The organism is Glycomyces albidus, from assembly GCF_009451885.1.
Classification (GTDB): Bacteria; Actinomycetota; Actinomycetes; order Mycobacteriales; family Micromonosporaceae; genus Glycomyces; species Glycomyces albidus.
Map to the genome: position 1 here is coordinate 126,377 of NZ_WIAO01000013.1, position 15,789 is coordinate 142,165.

The following is a 15,789-nucleotide window of genomic DNA, read 5'->3' on the forward strand; positions in this document are numbered from 1 at the left end:
CGGTGTGCGCTTTCTTTGTGGATAGCGCGAAAGGCCCTTTCGCCGGAGGCGAAAAGGCCCTTCGGATCGGACGTCAGTACGCGCCGCCCGCGCCCGCGGCCATGCCGGCCGGGTGCCACACGGTCTTGTACTCGGTCCACTGCCGCAGCAGGTCGAGCGCGCCGCCGTCCCTGCCGGGGCGGCGGACCACCTTGAGCGTCTCGGCCGCGGCGGCCTCGAGTTCGGCCGCGAGGCCGGCGTCGGCGACGCCGCCGAGGTCGAGCCCGTTCACGTCCGCGTGGGACGCCAGGTGCGGCGCGACTTCGGACACCTTGCCGCTCAACAGATTCACGACCCCGCCGGGCAGGTCCGAGGTCGCGAGGACCTCGCCGAGGCTCAGCGCCGGCAGCGGCTTCGCCTCGCTCGCTAGCACGACGGCGGTGTTCCCGGTCGCGATCGCGGGCGCGAACGCCTCGATCAGCCCCAGGAGCGGGTCGTCCTGCGGCGCGACGACGGCGACGACGCCGAGCGGCTCGGGCGTCGTGTGGTTGAAGTAGGGCCCGCCGACGGGGTTCGCCCCGCCGAGGACCGACGTGTACTTGTCGGTCCAGCCCGCGTAGTGGACGAGCCGGTCGATCGCCTGCTCGACGGTGCCGAGCGCCTCGCGGGGGTCGGCGCCGGTCGCGTCGGCGAGCTCCTCGGCGAACTGGCCGGCGCGGCCCTCGAGCATCTCGGCGGCCCGGTACAGGATCTGCCCGCGCAGGTACGCGGTCTGGCCGGCCCACGGCCGCTGGGCCTTGCGGGCGGCGGCCACGGCGTCGCGGGCGTCCTTGCGGCTGGCGAGCGCGGCGTTCGCCAGCTCGGTACCGTCGGGGCTGCTCACCGGGTAGCTCCTTCCGGACTCCGAGCGGGGGAACTTCCCGCCGACGTACAGCTTGTAGGTCTTCTTGACGCGCAAGCGCTCGTGCTCAGACATCGAGGTAAGCCTCCAGGCCCTGGCGGCCGCCTTCGCGGCCGTAACCGGACTCCTTCAGGCCGCCGAACGGGCTGGCGGCGTCGAACTGGTTGAACGTGTTGGCCCACACGACGCCCGCGCGCAGCCGCTCGGCGGCCCACAGGATCTTCGACCCCTTCTCGGTCCACACCCCGGCCGAGAGGCCGTACGGGGTGTTGTTGGCCTTGGCGATCGCCTCGTCGGGCGTGCGGAACGTGAGGACGCTGAGCACCGGCCCGAAGATCTCCTCCTGCGCGATCCGCATCGACTGCTGGACGCCGGTGAACACGGTGGGGCGGAACCAGAACCCGCGCTCGGGCAGGTCGCAGGCGGGCTGCCACACGTCGGCGCCCTCGCCTTCGCCGGTCTCGGTGAGCGCCCGGATCCGCGAGAGCTGCTCGGCGGAGTTGATGGCGCCGATGTCGGTGTTCTTGTCGAGCGGGTCGCCGACGCGGAGCGTCTCGACGCGGGCCTTGAGCCGCTCGAGCACCTCGTCGGCGACCGACTCCTGCACGAGGAGCCGCGACCCGGCGCAGCAGACGTGCCCCTGGTTGAAGAAGATGCCGTTGACGACGCCCTCGACGGCCTGGTCGATCGGCGCGTCGTCGAACACGATGTTGGCGGCCTTGCCGCCGAGTTCGAGCGTGACCTTCTTCTTCGACCCGGCGACGGCCTTCGCGATCGCGCGGCCGACGGCGGTCGACCCGGTGAACGCGACCTTGTCGACGGCGCTGTCCACGAGCGCGGACCCGGTCGCCCCGGCGCCGGGGAGGATGTTGACCACGCCCGCGGGCAGGCCGGCCTCCTGGCACAGCTCGGCGAACATGAGCGCGGTGAGCGGGGTGGTCTCGGCGGGCTTGAGCACCACCGTGTTCCCGCAAGCGAGCGCGGGTGCGATCTTCCACGCGAGCATGAGCAGCGGGAAGTTCCACGGGATGACCTGGCCGACGACGCCGAGCGGCTTCGGGTCGGCGCCCAGGCCCGCGTAGGAGAGCTTGTCGGCCCAGCCGGCGTGGTAGAAGAAGTGCTGCGCCGCGGTCGGCACGTCGAAGTCGCGGGTCTCCTTGATGGGCTTGCCGTTGTCCATGGACTCGGCGACGGCGAACTCGCGGGCCTTCTCCTGGAGGAGCCGGGCGATGCGGAACAGGTACTTGCCGCGTTCGGCGCCGCTCATGGGGCCCCACACGGTCTCGTGCGCGCGGCGGGCGGCGGCGACGGCCTTGGCGACGTCCGCTTCGCCGGCCTCGGCGACGGTGAACAGCGCCTCCTCGGTGGAGGGGTTCACGGACTTGAACACGGCGCCGTCCTCGGCGTCGACGAACTCGCCGCCGATGAACAGGCCGTAGTGCTCCTTGATGTCGGGGCGCACCGACTCGGGCGCGGGGGCGTACTCGAACATGGCTAGTCCACCGTCACGTAGTCGGGGCCGGAGTAGCGGCCGGTCTTGAGCTTCTGGCGCTGCATGAGCAGGTCGTTGAGGAGGCTGGACGCGCCGAAGCGGAACCACTCGTTCGAGAGCCAGTCGTCGCCGAGGGTCTCGTTCACGGCGACGAGGTACTTGATCGCGTCCTTGGTGTTGCGGATGCCGCCGGCGGGCTTGACGCCGACCTGGACGCCGGTGGCGGCGCGGAAGTCGCGCACGGCCTGCATCATGAGGAGGGTGACCGGGAGGGTGGCGTTGACGCCGACCTTGCCGGTGGAGGTCTTGATGAAGTCGGCGCCGGCGTGCATGGCGAGCCAGGACGCCTGCCGGACCGCGTCGTAGGTGGCGAGTTCGCCGGTCTCGAGGATGACCTTGAGGCGGGCGTCGCCGGACGCGGCCTTGACGGCCTTGATCTCGTGGAAGACCCGTTCGAGGTCGCCGGCGAGGAACGCGCCGCGGTTGATGACCATGTCGATCTCGTCGGCTCCGGCGCGGACGGCGGCCTCGGTGTCGGCGAGGCGCACGTCGAGCGGGACCTGCCCGGCGGGGAAGCCGGTGGCGACGGAGGCGACCTTGACGCCGGTGCCCCGCAGGGCCTCCTTCGCGGTGGCGACCATGGAGGGGTAGACGCAGACGGCGGCCGTGGACGGGGCGTCGCCGTCGGGGCGGACCGCTTTCGCGGCGAGCGAGCGGACCTTCCCGGGGGTGTCCGCGCCTTCGAGCGTGGTGAGGTCGATCATGCTGATGGCGAGGTCGATGGCGCGGGCCTTCGACGTCGTCTTGACCGAGCGGGTGGCGAGCCCCGCCGCGCGCGCTTCGAGGCCGACCGCGTCGACGCCGGGGAGGGCGCGGACGAGGGAGGCGGCCTCGGCGCCGCTCAGAATTGATCCCATGACCCGATCGTATCCGTATCTTGGAGACTTGCGACTCAGAGTGTGGTGACCAGCTCACATTAGCGCGGCTAGCTGGGCGTTAAGGTTATGAACCGTGGATGTCAAGATCGTCGATCACCCGCTCGCCGCTGAACGGCTCACCGCCATGCGGGACGAGCGCTCGGACTCACCGCGGTTCCGGGCCGCCCTGCACGAGCTCACCATGATGCTCGTCTACGAGGCCACGCGCGACGTGGCCGTCACCGAATACGAGATCAGGACCCCGGTCGCGCCGGCGAAGGGCTACCGGCTGGGGAACCCGCCGGTGCTCGTCCCGGTGCTCCGCGCCGGACTCGGCATGGCCGACGCCGCGCAGTCCATGATCCCGGACGCCTCGATGGGCTTCGTCGGCCTCGCGCGCGACGAGGAGACGCACGAGCCCTACGCCTACATGGAGTCCCTGCCCGACGACCTGGCCGGCCGCCATGTGATCGTCCTCGACCCTATGGTCGCCACCGGCGGCTCGCTCCTGCGCTGCTGCGAGATGATCGCCGCCCGCGGCTGCACCGACATCGACCTCGTGTCGGTCCTGTGCGCCCCGGACGGCCTCGAGAAGCTCGCCTCCTCGGGGATCGCCATGCGCATGACCACCGCCGCGGTCGACCCCGAGCTCAACGACAAGGCGTACATCGTCCCGGGCCTCGGCGACGCCGGCGACCGCCAGTTCGGCGCCTACCGCCGCTTCTAGCAGGAATCGCGCGAGGGGGCCGGCCGCATTGCGCGGCCGGCCCCCTCGCGATCAGTCGGCCTGCCAGGCGGTGGGAGGCCATTGCAGCCAGTTCTCCGAGTCGAAGCCGAAGAGCTCGAAGGTGCTTTCGGCCCCGGAGACGCGTGCGAGCAGCGCTTCGATCGTTTCCGATGCGGCATACCGGCGGATGTAGCGGCAAGTCATGTCCGCGAACACGAACTGCCTCGCGAGCATCCGGATGATCAGCAACTCCTGCTTCGCATAGAGGAGCGCGGTCTCGAGGTCTTCCTGGCGGAATGCGCGGCCCATACCCGCGAGAAAGCCGTCCACCCACGCTTCCTGCCAGATCTTGTCGCCCCACTCGGCAACCCGATCAGGCACGGGCGGGAAACCATCCTGGGTCGGTACGGCCGTCTCCTGGTCTATGCGCGGTTCGACAGCGGCCACGGCCGTCTTCACTTTCCCGGCTGCGGGGATGCCGCTTTGACGGTCACGATCTCGCAGTGCGCACCGGGTGTCCGCTCGAACTTGCAGTCGACGGTCAGCAGCGGAACCGCGAGTGCCTCCGCCAGCGCGACATATGCGGCATCGTACGGCCACATGTTCGCCCGCAGTTCCCAGATCCGAGCGAGGTACCACGTGTGCTCGTACCGGGTGATGGCCAATTGCTGCAGCACTTCCAGCGCATAGTCGGCCTTGCCCTGCGCAAGCTTTCCGCCCCGCACCAGTCCACGGAGTGATGAGGCGCATTCGAGATCGATGCCGTGAGGGGTGGCAAGGCTTCCCTCTGATTCGGCCGCTCCACGGACTCGCTCGGCTCGTTCGTCGTCGCCGACCAGGAACTCGACCATCGCGGAGGTGTCGATGACGATCACTGGCGGTGCGCCCGGCTTTCCTCGATGGCGGTGAGCACGTCGTCGGCCGTCACTCCGCTGCCTCTGGAGTTCTCACGGCTGCGCTCGATGGCTTCTTCGACGGTGATCCGCTTCGAATCCTGTTCGAGCAGGTGCTTCGCAAAGCCCTCCACGGTGGTGTGGTTCTTCTGCGCGCGCAGTCGCAGTCGGGCCATCACGTCTTCGGGCACGTCGTGGAGTTCGAGATCAGCCATGATTCGAGGGTAGGCGACCAGCCGTCGGATTTCATGTTCTGACACGCCGTGCGGAAGGGGCCGGGCGCGCAGCGCCCGGCCCCGGTGGTTCCGGCTGCTAGTGCGGGACGCCGAGGATCGCGGCGACCTCGGCGCGGAGGGCCTGGACGCTCGCGCGGGCGCGCTCGCGGGCGGCGGTGAGGTCGCCGCCGACGTCCTCGCGGACTTCGAGGTAGGCCTTCAGCTTCGGCTCGGTCCCGCTCGGGCGGCACACGACCCTGGCGTTGGCCGTCGCGACGGTGACGACGTCGGCGTCGGGGAGCCGGTCGAGGTAGTCGGTGACCGGTTCGTCGAGCAGGGACGCCGGCCGGTGGGCGCGCAGGCGCTTCATGCACGCGGCGATCTCGCCGAGGTCGTCGACGCGGACCGAGAGCTGGCCGGTCTCGTAGACGCCGAACTCCTCGGCGAGCTCGTCGAGGCGGTCCTGGAGGGTCGCGAAGCGGGCGGCCTGGCCGGCGGCGATCTCGGCGACGACCAGGGCCGCCGAGATGCCGTCCTTGTCGCGCAGGAACTCCGGCGCGACGCAGTAGCCGAGGGCCTCCTCGAACGCGAACGCCAGGTCGGGGCTGGTGCGCGCCAGCCACTTGAAGCCCGTCAGCGTCTCCATGTACGGCAGGCCGCGCCGCTCGCACATGGCCTTGAGCTGGGTGGTGGACACGATCGTCGTCGCGTAGGTGCCCTTGTGGCCCTTGCGCATCCAGTGGTCGGCGAGGAGCACGCCGACCTCGTTGCCCGAGAGCTGGCGCCAGCCGCCGTCGGCGGTGGGGACGGCGACGGAGCAGCGGTCGGCGTCCGGGTCGAGCGCGATCGCCACGTCGGCGCCTTCCTCGGCGGCGAGGGCCGTGAGCAGGTCGATCGCGCCGGGCTCCTCGGGGTTGGGGAAGGCGACCGTGGGGAAGTCGGCGTCGGGGTCGGCCTGCTCGGGCACCAGCGCGGGCGTCGGGAACCCGGCGCGCTCCATGGCCTGCACGAGGGTGCGGCCGCCGACGCCGTGCATCGGGGTCGCCACGGACGCGAGGCGCTTGGGGTCGTCGGGGTCGACGACCGAGGCGACCGCCGCCAGGTACTCGTCGAGGACGGTCTCGTCGAGGGTCTCGCCCTCGTCGCCGAGGGGGATCTCCGAGAGCGGCCCGAGCGCTTCGATCGCGGCCTCGATCTCGGTGTCGGCGGGCGGGACGATCTGCGCGCCCGCGCCGAGCTCGCCGCCGAGCTCGCGGCCCAGGTACACCTTGTAGCCGTTGTCCTGCGGCGGGTTGTGGCTGGCGGTCACCTGCACCGCGGCCGCCGCCTCCAGGCGGGTCACCGCGAACGCGGTCACCGGGGTCGGCAGCGGGCCGGGCATGACCAGGGCGCGGCGCCCCGAACCCGTGACGACGCGGGCGGTCTCGAGGGCGAACTCGCGGCTGCCGTGCCGCGCGTCGTAGCCGATCACGACCGGGCCCTCGGCGCCCTTGGCGTCCAGCCAGGACGCGAGCCCGGCGGCGGCGGCGCGGACCACCGCGAGGTTCATCCCGTTGGGGCCGGCGCGGAGCGGGCCGCGCAGACCCGCGGTGCCGAACTTCAGGCGCCCCGAGAAGCGGTCGGCCAGTTCGGCCTCCGACTCCGGGAGGCCGTCGAGGAGCCGGTAGAGCTCGTCGCGGCCGGCCTTGTCGGGGTCGTCGGTGATCCACTGCAGCGCTTTGGCGCGCAGGGCGTCCAGATTCTCGTCGTAGACAGGCGAAGCGTCGGTCATGTGGAAATGGTCGCATATCCGCAGCCTGGGAGACCGGTGTTGCGGACGGTGTGGCCTCAGCCGGTCTGGAAGGAAGCCACGGCGGTGTCGTAGACCGCCTGTGATAGCTCCCAGACGTCCGCGTCGCCGGAGATGAAGACCCCGAACGTGGTCCCGTCGCCGGCGTCGACGATCGCCCAGATCGAGTGCCGCTCGGCCCCGACGTCGTCGAGGTTCGTCCCGGTGTACTCCAGGACGGTGCCGCTCATGCCGCCGAACTCGGTGTCCGCGAGCTGCACCTGCTCCAGGTCGGTCATGTCCTCGTCGAGGCCGTCCCAGTACTCGGTGAGGTAGCCCTCGGTGTCGCCGGCGCCGCGGGTCGATTCGGAGTAGAACCGCACCCACTGGGTCTCGTCCTCGGGGTTGACATAGGACACGAAGTCGTCGCCGCCGTCGCCCGCGGTCCAGTCGGACGGGTAGTCGACGGTGAACCTGTCGCCCTCGTGCGCGGCGGTCGCGAACGGGGCCTCGCCGCCGTCGCCGGACGGCGACTCGCCGTCCGCGGGCGACTCCCCGCCCTCGGCCTCCTCGCCCGCCCCGGGGTCCTCCCCGGTGCCGCCGCCGTCGCCGGTGACGAGTTTGAAAGCGCCCCAGCCGAGAACGAGGACGAGCATGACGCAGATCGCGATGACCGACGCGGACTTCCACGGGTTGCCGCGCTCGGGCTCGGGCTCCGGTTCGCGCACGCGCGGGCGCGGGCCCGTGTGCGGCGGCGACGTCTCCTGGAAGCCCTGCCCCATGCCGCCGCGGTAGGGCGGCGACTGGTGCCCGGGCCCGCCCGGGCTCGCGAGCGGCCCGGCGAGCAGCGCCTGGAGCTCCTGGCGGACCTGCGGCAGCGCCATGCGGTGCGCCGGGTCCTTCGCGAGCATCCCGCCCAGCAGCGGCGTCAGGGGCCCGGCGTTCCGCGGGCTCTCCGGCGGCTCCTGGACGACGGCCTTCATGGTCGAGACCGCGTCGCCGCGGTCGAACGGCGGCCGGCCTTCGACGGCCGCGTACAGGGTCACGCCGAGGCTGAACACGTCGCTGGCGGGCTCGGCCGGGTGCCCGACGGCCCGCTCGGGCGCGATGTAGTGCGCCGAGCCGAGGACCTTCCCGGGCGTCGTCCCGCCCGAGACCTGGTGCAGCTGGGCCGCACCGAAGTCGGAGAGGACGCAGCGCCCGTCGACGGAGATGAGGACGTTGCCGGGCTTGACGTCCCGGTGGATGATGCCGGCGTCGTGCGCCGCCTGGAGCGCGCCGACCAGTGCCAGGCCGATCTTCGCGGCCACGCGCGGCGGGAGCGGCCCGTCCTGGGAGAGGATCTCGGCGAGGCTGCGGGACTGGAGCAGCTCCATGACGATCCACGGCAGGCCGCCGTGCTCGACCACGTCGAACACGCGGATCACCGACGGGTGCGAGAGCCCGGCCGCGATCTGCGCCTCGCGCCGCGACCGGTCGATGAGCTGGACGCGCTCGTGCGGCGGCAGGTCCGGGGGGAGGAACACCTCTTTGAGGGCGACCTCGCGGCGCAGCACGGTGTCGTGGGCGCGCCACACGGACCCGTTGCCGCCCTTGCCGACCAGGTCGCCGAGCCGGTAGCGGTCGCCGACGAGGTCGCCGGGCATGGCCCGGTTGCCCGGGAGGCCCGGGCCGGGGGCGCGCGGCCCGGGGCCGCCGCCGACGGCGAAGCTCTGGCCGAGGTTCCCGTAGTTGCCGTAGGAGGAGCTGTTGCGGCCCGAGGAGTCGCCGTAGGAGTCGCCGCCGTACGGGTCGCGGTTGTACCCCTGCCTGCCGGGGGAGTAGGGGCCGGCGCCCTCGTAGCGGCCGCCGAACGAGGGGTGCTGATCCCCGCCGCGCGGCTCCGAGCCGTACGGTCCGCCAGGACTCCCTTGGGGCCCTTGGTTCTCGAGGGGGTACCGAGGGGACGGCACGGGACCGGATCGGGGGTCCTCATAGGCGCCGGGACCACCGCGACCGTAGTCAGATGAGTACGTCATGCAACCACTCCTCGCGAGGGATCCCTCCTAGTCTGCCGCGTCCCGGCCACCGGCGCTGAACCGGGATACGCAAGGGATCCTCGGCCACTGGCGCGGGCGGGCCCGGCCCCGGGGGCGCGAAGGCGCCGCCGGGGAGCACTTGGCTTCCCGGAGGCGCAGTTCACCACCTAGGATGGCAGCCATGCAGTCGTCACCGCAAGACCGCTACGGGATCGAGATCCGGCCCGTGTACGGTCCCGCCGACACTCCCCCGGACCTGGCGGAGCGGCTCGGCGAACCCGGCTCGTTCCCCTACACGCGCGGCGTCCACCCGAGCATGTACACCTCCCGGCCCTGGACGATGCGCCAGTACGCCGGCTTCGCGACCGCCGCCGAGTCGAACCGCCGCTACCGCGACCTCCTCGCCGCCGGCACCACCGGCCTGTCCGTCGCCTTCGACCTGCCCACCCAGATGGGCTACGACTCGGACGCGCCCGAGGCCGCCGGCGAGGTCGGCAAGGTCGGCGTCGCCGTCGACTCGATCGCGGACATGCGGGTCCTGTTCGGCGGCATCCCCCTCGGCGAGGTCTCCACCTCGATGACGATCAACGCGCCCGCCGCCGTCCTCCTCCTGCTCTACCAGCTCGTCGCCGAGGAGCAGGGGGTCGACCCGGCCGCGCTGCGCGGGACGATCCAGAACGACATCCTCAAGGAGTACATCGCCCGCGGGACCTACATCTTCCCGCCCGCGCCGTCGCTGCGCCTGGTCGCCGACACGTTCGCGTACTGCGCCGCCGAACTGCCGCAGTGGAACACGATCTCCATCTCCGGCTACCACATGGCCGAGGCCGGGGCGACCCCCGCGCAGGAGCTGGCGTTCACGCTCGCCGACGGCATCGAGTACGTCAACTGCGCGCTCGACGCCGGCCTCGACGTGGACGCGTTCGCGCCGCGCCTGTCGTTCTTCTTCGTGGCCCGCTCCACGCTCCTCACCGAGGTCGCGAAGTTCCGCGCCGCCCGCCGCATCTGGGCCCGCATCATGCGCGACCGCTTCGGCGCCGAGGACCCCCGCTCGATGCGGCTGCGCTTCCACACCCAGACCGCCGGTGTCGAGCTCACCGCCCAGCAGCCCGAGGTCAACCTCGCCCGCGTCACCGTCCAGGCCGTCGCCGCCGTCCTCGGCGGCACCCAGTCGCTCCACACCAACGCCTACGACGAGGCCATCGCGCTCCCGACCGACGCCTCCGCGCGCCTGGCCCTGCGCACCCAGCAGGTCATCGCCGAGGAGACCGACCTGACCGCCACGGTCGACCCCTTCGCCGGCTCCTACGCCGTCGAGGCGCTGACCGACGCGGTCGAGGCCGAGGCCCTGCGCCTCATCGACGCGGTCTTCGCGCACGGCTCGGCTGTCGCCGCGATCGAGGCGGGCTTCCAGAAGAGCGAGATCGAGCGCAGCGCCTACGAGACGGCCAAGCGCATCGACTCGGGGGAGCAGACGGTCGTCGGCGTCAACAAGTACGTCCTCAATGGGGACGAAGCGCCGTATTCTCCGCTCAAAGTGGACCCCGCAATTGAGGCCGCGCAGGTCGCGCGCCTTTCCTCCCACCGCGCCGGACGCGACCGGGCCGCACTCGAATCGGCCCTCGCCGGTTTGAAGCGCGCCGCCGCGGGAACGGACAACGTGCTGTATCCGCTCAAAACGGCACTCGCGGCCGGGGCGACCGTCGGCGAGGTCTGCGCCGCGCTCGCCGCCGAATGGGGACGCTACGTCCCCACCGACAATTGGTGAGAGATTCGACACGAACGGTGAAGCGCACAACGTGTCTGTCGCCGCAATGGCCCCGCCGGGAAAAACTGGTCCCGGACGCGTCATCGAACGGCGACGCGTTCGCCGTCTGTTCAAAAGTCGGATCTCGGCCGTAACTTCCCGCTCCGGCAAGCGTTATGCCTAATGATGGCGGGTTCGGCCCGAAGGGCCGTGACCGGCTGTCGCGCGTCCGTGACCCCGGGCTCGGCACTGAGCGACCGGACGCGGCGAAGGGCGTCGCAAATCACGGCGCTAGCCGCAACGGAGTGCGATCGGATTAAGCTTGCCGAATCGCCCTCCATTTGGCTTTGATCCTCGGACCCGAATTGCGAGGCGCGAAGGAATGTACACGCTCACTGCGGAGAAAGTCGTCGAGATGGGTACCGCCACGAAATCGAATGAGCCGCTGCCGGGTGCGATCGCCCCGGAGTCGAGTCTCGTGGTACCCGGCGCCCTGCCCTCGTTCGACACCGCAGCCGGGAGCGCTTCGCCCGGCACCACCGCTTCGGAGCAGGTCATGTCCACATCGCTGCCGGACTTCCTCGACGAATGGCTCGCCGCCCACGCCGCCGAGGTCATCGCCGCCCGCCGCCACATCCACGCGAACCCGCGCCTGTCCCGCCAAGAGCAGGACACCGCGGCGTACGTCGCCGCGCGGCTCGCCGAATCCGGGCTCGAACCGCAGCTCATCCCCGACGGCACCGGCCTGACCTGCGACATCGGCACCGGCGACCGGGTCATCGCGATCCGCGCCGACATGGACGCCCTGCCGATCCACGACCCGAAGCCGGTCCCGTACCGCTCCTCGGTCGAAGGCGTCTGCCACGCGTGCGGCCACGACGCCCACACGGCGATCGTGCTCGGCGTCGGCCGCGTCCTCCAGGAGATCGAGCGCCGCGAGGGACTGCCAGGCCGGTTCCGCCTCATCTTCCAGCCGTCCGAGGAGCAGTTCCCGTCCGGCGCGCCCACCATGATCAAGTACGGGGCGCTCACCGACGTCGCCGCGATCTTCGCGTTCCACTGCGACCCGCAGTTCCAGGCCGGGAAGGTCGGCGTGCGCAACGGGCCGCTGACCGCCGCCTGCGACGTCATGGAGGTCCGCATGCAGGGCCGCGGCGGCCACACCTCCCGCCCGCACCTGACCACCGACCTGGTCAACGCCATCGGCCGCGTCGTCGTCGACGTGCCGGCGCTGGTCAACCGCCGCCTCGACCCGCGCCAGTCGGTCGCGATCGTGTTCGGCGCCGTCCAGGCCGGCGAGGCCGCGAACGCCATCCCGCAGGAGGCGCTCGCCCGCGCGACGGTCCGCGTCCACGGCCGCGAGACCTGGGACATGATCCCGGACCTGGTCCAGGAGATCACCCGCTCGGTCGCCCGCGCCTCCGGCGTCGAATGCGAGATCGACTACCGCCGCGGCGTGCCGCCGGTCGTCAACGACCGCGCCGCCTCCGCCATGTTCGCCGGCGCCACCGCCGCGGCCCTCGGCGACGACGCCGTAGTCGAGGCCCCGATGTCCATGGGCGGCGAGGACTTCGCGTACTACCTGGAGCAGATCCCGGGCGCGATGGCCCGCCTCGGCGTCGGCCGCCCGGGCGAGCGCCTCGACATCCACCAGGGCAACTTCGACATCGACGAGGCCGCACTCTCGCACGGCGTCCGCGTCATGGTCCACACCGCCCTGGCCGCGGCCCAGAGCCCGGTCTTCTAGAACTCAAGGAGCAGGGGAGGCGCGCAGCGCCTCCCCTGTCCGTTCGACGATCGGCGGGCTCCCCGCACCTGCGGCTGCGGCAACGTGAACGGAGCGTCCGGGACGAACCGGACACCTGGGAACCCCCGACTGCAACGCTACGCGCGGCATGCGACACCCGCGGGCGTCCGGTCGCGCGCTACTCGGCGGTCGGGCGCTTGCGCAGGGCCTCGACGTAGTCCTGCGGGGCCCCGGCGGCCTCGGCGGCCTGGAGGATCTCGTCGAGGTACCACTGGCTCGGCAGCCCGCCCTCGAAGCCCTCGAAGACGTAGAGCCACACCGGACGATTCGCCTCGAGCGTCACCGCCTGGGTGTGCATCTTGCGGTACAGCTTCGAGTTGAAGCCCTCGAGCTCGTCGAGGACCGCCCGGTCTGCCGGGTCGAGGTCGTAGAGCGACACGAACACCCGCTCACCCGGGTCTTCCACCACCGTGGCGACCGCGGACTCCCAGCCGAGGTCGGCGCCCCCGAACGTCAGACGCCAGCCCTCCAGCCAGCCCGTGCCGACCAGCGGCGAGCGCGGACAGGTCGCACGCATGCGGGCAGGGTCGAGATTCGAGCCATACGCGGCATAGAGATGCACGACTCGAAGATACCCTTAAACCAGCCCGCACTGAAGCATCCCGAACACCGAAAGGCGCGCCAGTGTCACGAGTAGCGATCATCGGCGGCGGCCCGGCCGGGTACGAGGCGGCCCTCGTGGCGGCCCAGCTCGGCGCCGAAGTCACCCTTATCGAGGCCACGGGGGCCGGCGGCGCGTGCGTCCTCTCGGACTGCGTCCCCTCCAAGACCTTCATCGCCGCCTCCAACGTGCTCACCGAGATCCACGAATCCAGCGAGCTCGGCGTGGCGGCGAAAGAGGCCACCACCGACCCCGCCGCCGTCAACGGCCGGGTGCGCCGCCTCGCCACCCAGCAGTCCGCCGACATCGCCCAGAAACTCGTCAACGCCGGCGTCGACATCGTCTACGGCCGCGGGGCGCTCCGCGTCGACAAGGGCTACAACTACGTCCACGAACTCCACGTCGTCCCCATCGAAGGCGAGCCGTTCGACTCCGAGGCCGACGTCGTCCTCATCGCCACCGGCGCCACCCCCCGCACCCTCACCTCCGCCCCCGTCGACGGCGAGCGCATCCTCACCTGGCGCCAGCTCTACGACCTCAAGGAACTCCCCGAGCACCTCATCGTCGTCGGCTCCGGCGTCACCGGCGCCGAGTTCGCCTCCGCCTACCAGTCCATGGGCTCGGCCGTCACCCTCATCTCCTCCCGCGACCGGGTCATGCCCCACGAGGACGCCGAAGCCGCCGAGACCGTCGGCCGCGTGTTCGTGCGCCGCGGCATGGACGTCCGCAACCACTCCCGCGCCGCCGCCGCCCGCCGCACCGAGAACGGCGTCGAGGTCGAACTCGACGACGGCACCGTCATCGAAGGCAGCCACGCACTCATCTGCGTCGGCTCCATCCCCAACTCCGACAACCTCGGCCTGCACGCCTACGGGATCACCGTGGACGAGCGCGGGTTCATCCCCGTCGACAAGGTCTCGCGCACCAACGTCCCCGGCGTGTACGCCGCGGGCGACGTCACCGGCGTCCACGCGCTCGCGTCGGTCGCCGCCATGCAGGGCCGCATCGCGATCTGGCACGCCCTCGGCGAGGCCGTGCGCCCCATCAAACTCGCCCACGTCGCGGCCAACGTGTTCACCGACCCCGAGCTCGCCTCGGTCGGCGTCACCCAGGCCGATGTGGACTCCGGGAAGGCGGACTGCCGCGGGGTGCTGCTGCCGTTCGCGTCGAACCCGCGCGCCAAGATGGTCGACCGCACGGAGGGCTTCGTGAAGCTGTTCGCGTGGAACTCCTCGGGGATCGTCGCCGGCGGCGTCGTGGTCGGCTCCCGCGCCTCCGAGCTCATCACCCCGATCGCGCTCGCCGTGGAGCAGCGCCTCACCGTCGAGCAGGTCGCCCGCACGTTCACGATCTACCCGTCGCTGTCGGGCTCGGTCGCCGAGGCGGCCCGCCAGCTCATGGAGTTCTAGCAGAGAGCACGAGAGCACGGCGATGCCCGCGGGAGGTCCGCTCCCGCGGGCATCGCCGTGCCCATGCTTACTTGAACGTCGACACGCGCAGGTGCCGGAGCAGGTGGACGTCGGTGGCGCCGCCGGTCGAGGAGGCGAAACCGAACTTGAACGTCTCGGGCGCCTCGACCGGCATCCGCGACTCCAGGACCCGGACCCAGCCGCCGCCGTCGAAGAAGTCGATGTCGACGGTGACCTTCGGCTTGGCGTCGTCGGAGATCTTCAGCTTGACCAGGCGCTTCGCGTCGTCGAGCGTCTCGGCGCGCAGGGACTCGGGGAAGTCGGTGCCGAAGACGTCGCCGTCGCCGTACTCGCCGATCTTCTCGTCGGTCGCGCTGGTCGCGATCAGGCAGTAGCCCTCGACGCCCTGGCCGGGGCCGCGGAGGGCGACGTTGTCGGGCGCGCGGTTGAGGGTCGCCTGGAGGTGGTCGGGCGCCCGGTGGTCCTCGGGGCAGCCCGAGCCGCGGCCCTCGGTGTCGGCCGAGAAGTTGCCCCAGGCGTCCAGGCCGAGGCCGAGGTAGCCGCCGTCGACGCCGTCCCGCTTGATGTCCTCGCGGTCGAACTGGGCGTAGCCGAGGCTGCCGCCGTAGGCGCCGACCTCGGTGAGGTCCGTGTCGCCGTCCACGATGAAGAACGAGATGCCGTCGGCGCCGGTGCCGCCGTACTGGTACTGGGCGAAGGTCACCTCGATGCCGCCCTCGTTCTCGAGGGCCTTGTTGTAGACGATGCCGCCGTAGTCGTACTTCTCGGTGTCGGTGAGCTGCAGGTAGCCGGGGGTCCTGCCCGATTCGGGGACCGGGCCGACCGCTTCGCCGGCGCAGGAGCCGAAGCCGTCCCCGCCGGCGACGGCGGTGCTCGCGGTCAGGCAGGCGTTGAGGGAGTGGAAGTTCGCGTCGGTGATCTCGGCGCCGGTGAAGTGCTCTTCGACCAGCAGCGTCTTCTCCTCGCGCGCGGTCTGCGCGCCCGCGGTGGCGGGGAGCGCGGCGAGCGCGCCGGCCAGCAGCATCGAGCCCGCGCCGAGCATGGCAATGCGATTCACAGGTGCTCCTTCGTTCCCGGTGTGCGGAGCGCCTGCCGGTCCCGGCCGCGTCCGCTGATCCCTGCGGCCCGAATCTCGGGCCGGTTACAGAGCGAAGCTATATGAGAACCCTGTGCGATTCCCGCTGTTCATTCAATTGAGGACAGTCCACTCGCGCGCGGCGGCCCCCGCGGCGGCGCCGCCGCGCCGGGGCGGGTGGCGCGGAGGTCCGCACGTGGCGCGCGGGACGGCCCCGGG

General features: G+C 71.5%; 13 protein-coding genes and 1 pseudogene. 4 read left to right on the forward strand and 10 right to left on the reverse strand.

What is annotated here, in order from left to right:
• Positions 1-73: 73 nt before the first annotated feature.
• The 3 genes from GFD30_RS12725 to deoC are packed head-to-tail and all read right to left on the reverse strand — an operon-like array spanning position 74 to position 3,289.
• A complete protein-coding gene (locus GFD30_RS12725) occupies positions 74-955 on the reverse strand; it encodes an aldehyde dehydrogenase family protein (protein WP_153025570.1) in 882 nt (293 codons plus the stop codon).
• A complete protein-coding gene (locus GFD30_RS12730; RefSeq protein ID WP_153025571.1) occupies positions 948-2,372 on the reverse strand; it encodes an aldehyde dehydrogenase family protein in 1,425 nt (474 codons plus the stop codon). The genes GFD30_RS12725 and GFD30_RS12730 overlap by 8 nt, the downstream gene beginning before the upstream one ends.
• A 2-nt stretch (positions 2,373-2,374) precedes the next feature.
• The gene (deoC, locus tag GFD30_RS12735) at positions 2,375-3,289 is read right to left on the reverse strand and encodes a deoxyribose-phosphate aldolase (RefSeq protein ID WP_153025572.1); all 915 of its coding nucleotides are present in this window, start codon (positions 3,287-3,289) and stop codon (positions 2,375-2,377) included.
• A 94-nt stretch (positions 3,290-3,383) separates the two neighbouring features.
• On the opposite strand from deoC, the gene upp reads away from it, so the two are divergent.
• Positions 3,384-4,016 (forward strand): uracil phosphoribosyltransferase, encoded by a 633-nt coding sequence (upp, locus tag GFD30_RS12740; protein WP_322633202.1) that lies wholly within the window; start codon positions 3,384-3,386, stop codon positions 4,014-4,016.
• A gap of 51 nt (positions 4,017-4,067) precedes the next feature.
• Here the strand turns inward: upp and GFD30_RS12745 are convergent, their stop codons facing one another.
• The 5 genes from GFD30_RS12745 to GFD30_RS26965 form a co-directional block, all read right to left on the reverse strand.
• Positions 4,068-4,463 (reverse strand): hypothetical protein, encoded by a 396-nt coding sequence (locus tag GFD30_RS12745; RefSeq protein WP_153025573.1) that lies wholly within the window; start codon positions 4,461-4,463, stop codon positions 4,068-4,070.
• Positions 4,464-4,471: 8 nt separating this feature from the next.
• Positions 4,472-4,891 carry a type II toxin-antitoxin system VapC family toxin gene (locus GFD30_RS12750; protein ID WP_322633203.1) on the reverse strand — a complete coding sequence of 140 codons (420 nt, stop codon included), beginning with the start codon at positions 4,889-4,891 and terminating at the stop codon, positions 4,472-4,474.
• A complete protein-coding gene (locus tag GFD30_RS12755; protein ID WP_153025574.1) occupies positions 4,888-5,124 on the reverse strand; it encodes a hypothetical protein in 237 nt (78 codons plus the stop codon). Before GFD30_RS12755 ends, GFD30_RS12750 begins: the two co-directional genes overlap by 4 nt.
• A gap of 97 nt (positions 5,125-5,221) precedes the next feature.
• Positions 5,222-6,895, reverse strand: coding sequence for a phospho-sugar mutase (locus GFD30_RS12760; protein ID WP_153025575.1), 1,674 nt, complete (start codon positions 6,893-6,895; stop codon positions 5,222-5,224).
• Between the two features lie 56 nt (positions 6,896-6,951).
• A complete protein-coding gene (locus tag GFD30_RS26965) occupies positions 6,952-8,910 on the reverse strand; it encodes a serine/threonine-protein kinase (protein ID WP_227996162.1) in 1,959 nt (652 codons plus the stop codon).
• A gap of 181 nt (positions 8,911-9,091) precedes the next feature.
• Here GFD30_RS26965 and GFD30_RS12770 point away from each other — a divergent pair, with 181 nt between their 5' ends.
• Together GFD30_RS12770 and GFD30_RS12775 are read left to right on the forward strand one after the other, a co-directional pair.
• Complete coding sequence (locus GFD30_RS12770) at positions 9,092-10,678, forward strand: acyl-CoA mutase large subunit family protein (protein WP_153025576.1); 1,587 nt, start codon at positions 9,092-9,094, stop codon at positions 10,676-10,678.
• Between the two features lie 361 nt (positions 10,679-11,039).
• Entirely contained in the window at positions 11,040-12,404 is a 1,365-nt protein-coding gene (locus GFD30_RS12775) for an amidohydrolase (protein WP_227996164.1), read from the forward strand.
• Positions 12,405-12,582: 178 nt separating this feature from the next.
• Here GFD30_RS12775 and GFD30_RS12780 read toward each other — a convergent pair whose 3' ends face one another.
• A complete protein-coding gene (locus tag GFD30_RS12780; protein WP_322633204.1) occupies positions 12,583-13,026 on the reverse strand; it encodes a gamma-glutamylcyclotransferase family protein in 444 nt (147 codons plus the stop codon).
• Between the two features lie 56 nt (positions 13,027-13,082).
• On the opposite strand from GFD30_RS12780, the pseudogene GFD30_RS12785 reads away from it, so the two are divergent.
• Positions 13,083-14,474 (forward strand): annotated as a pseudogene (locus tag GFD30_RS12785) (NAD(P)H-quinone dehydrogenase); the annotation flags it as partial.
• Between the two features lie 67 nt (positions 14,475-14,541).
• On the opposite strand, the gene GFD30_RS12790 reads toward GFD30_RS12785, so the two are convergent.
• Positions 14,542-15,552: an L-type lectin family protein gene (locus tag GFD30_RS12790; protein ID WP_153025578.1), complete on the reverse strand. Its 1,011-nt coding sequence runs from the start codon at positions 15,550-15,552 to the stop codon at positions 14,542-14,544.
• Positions 15,553-15,789 lie beyond the last annotated feature (237 nt).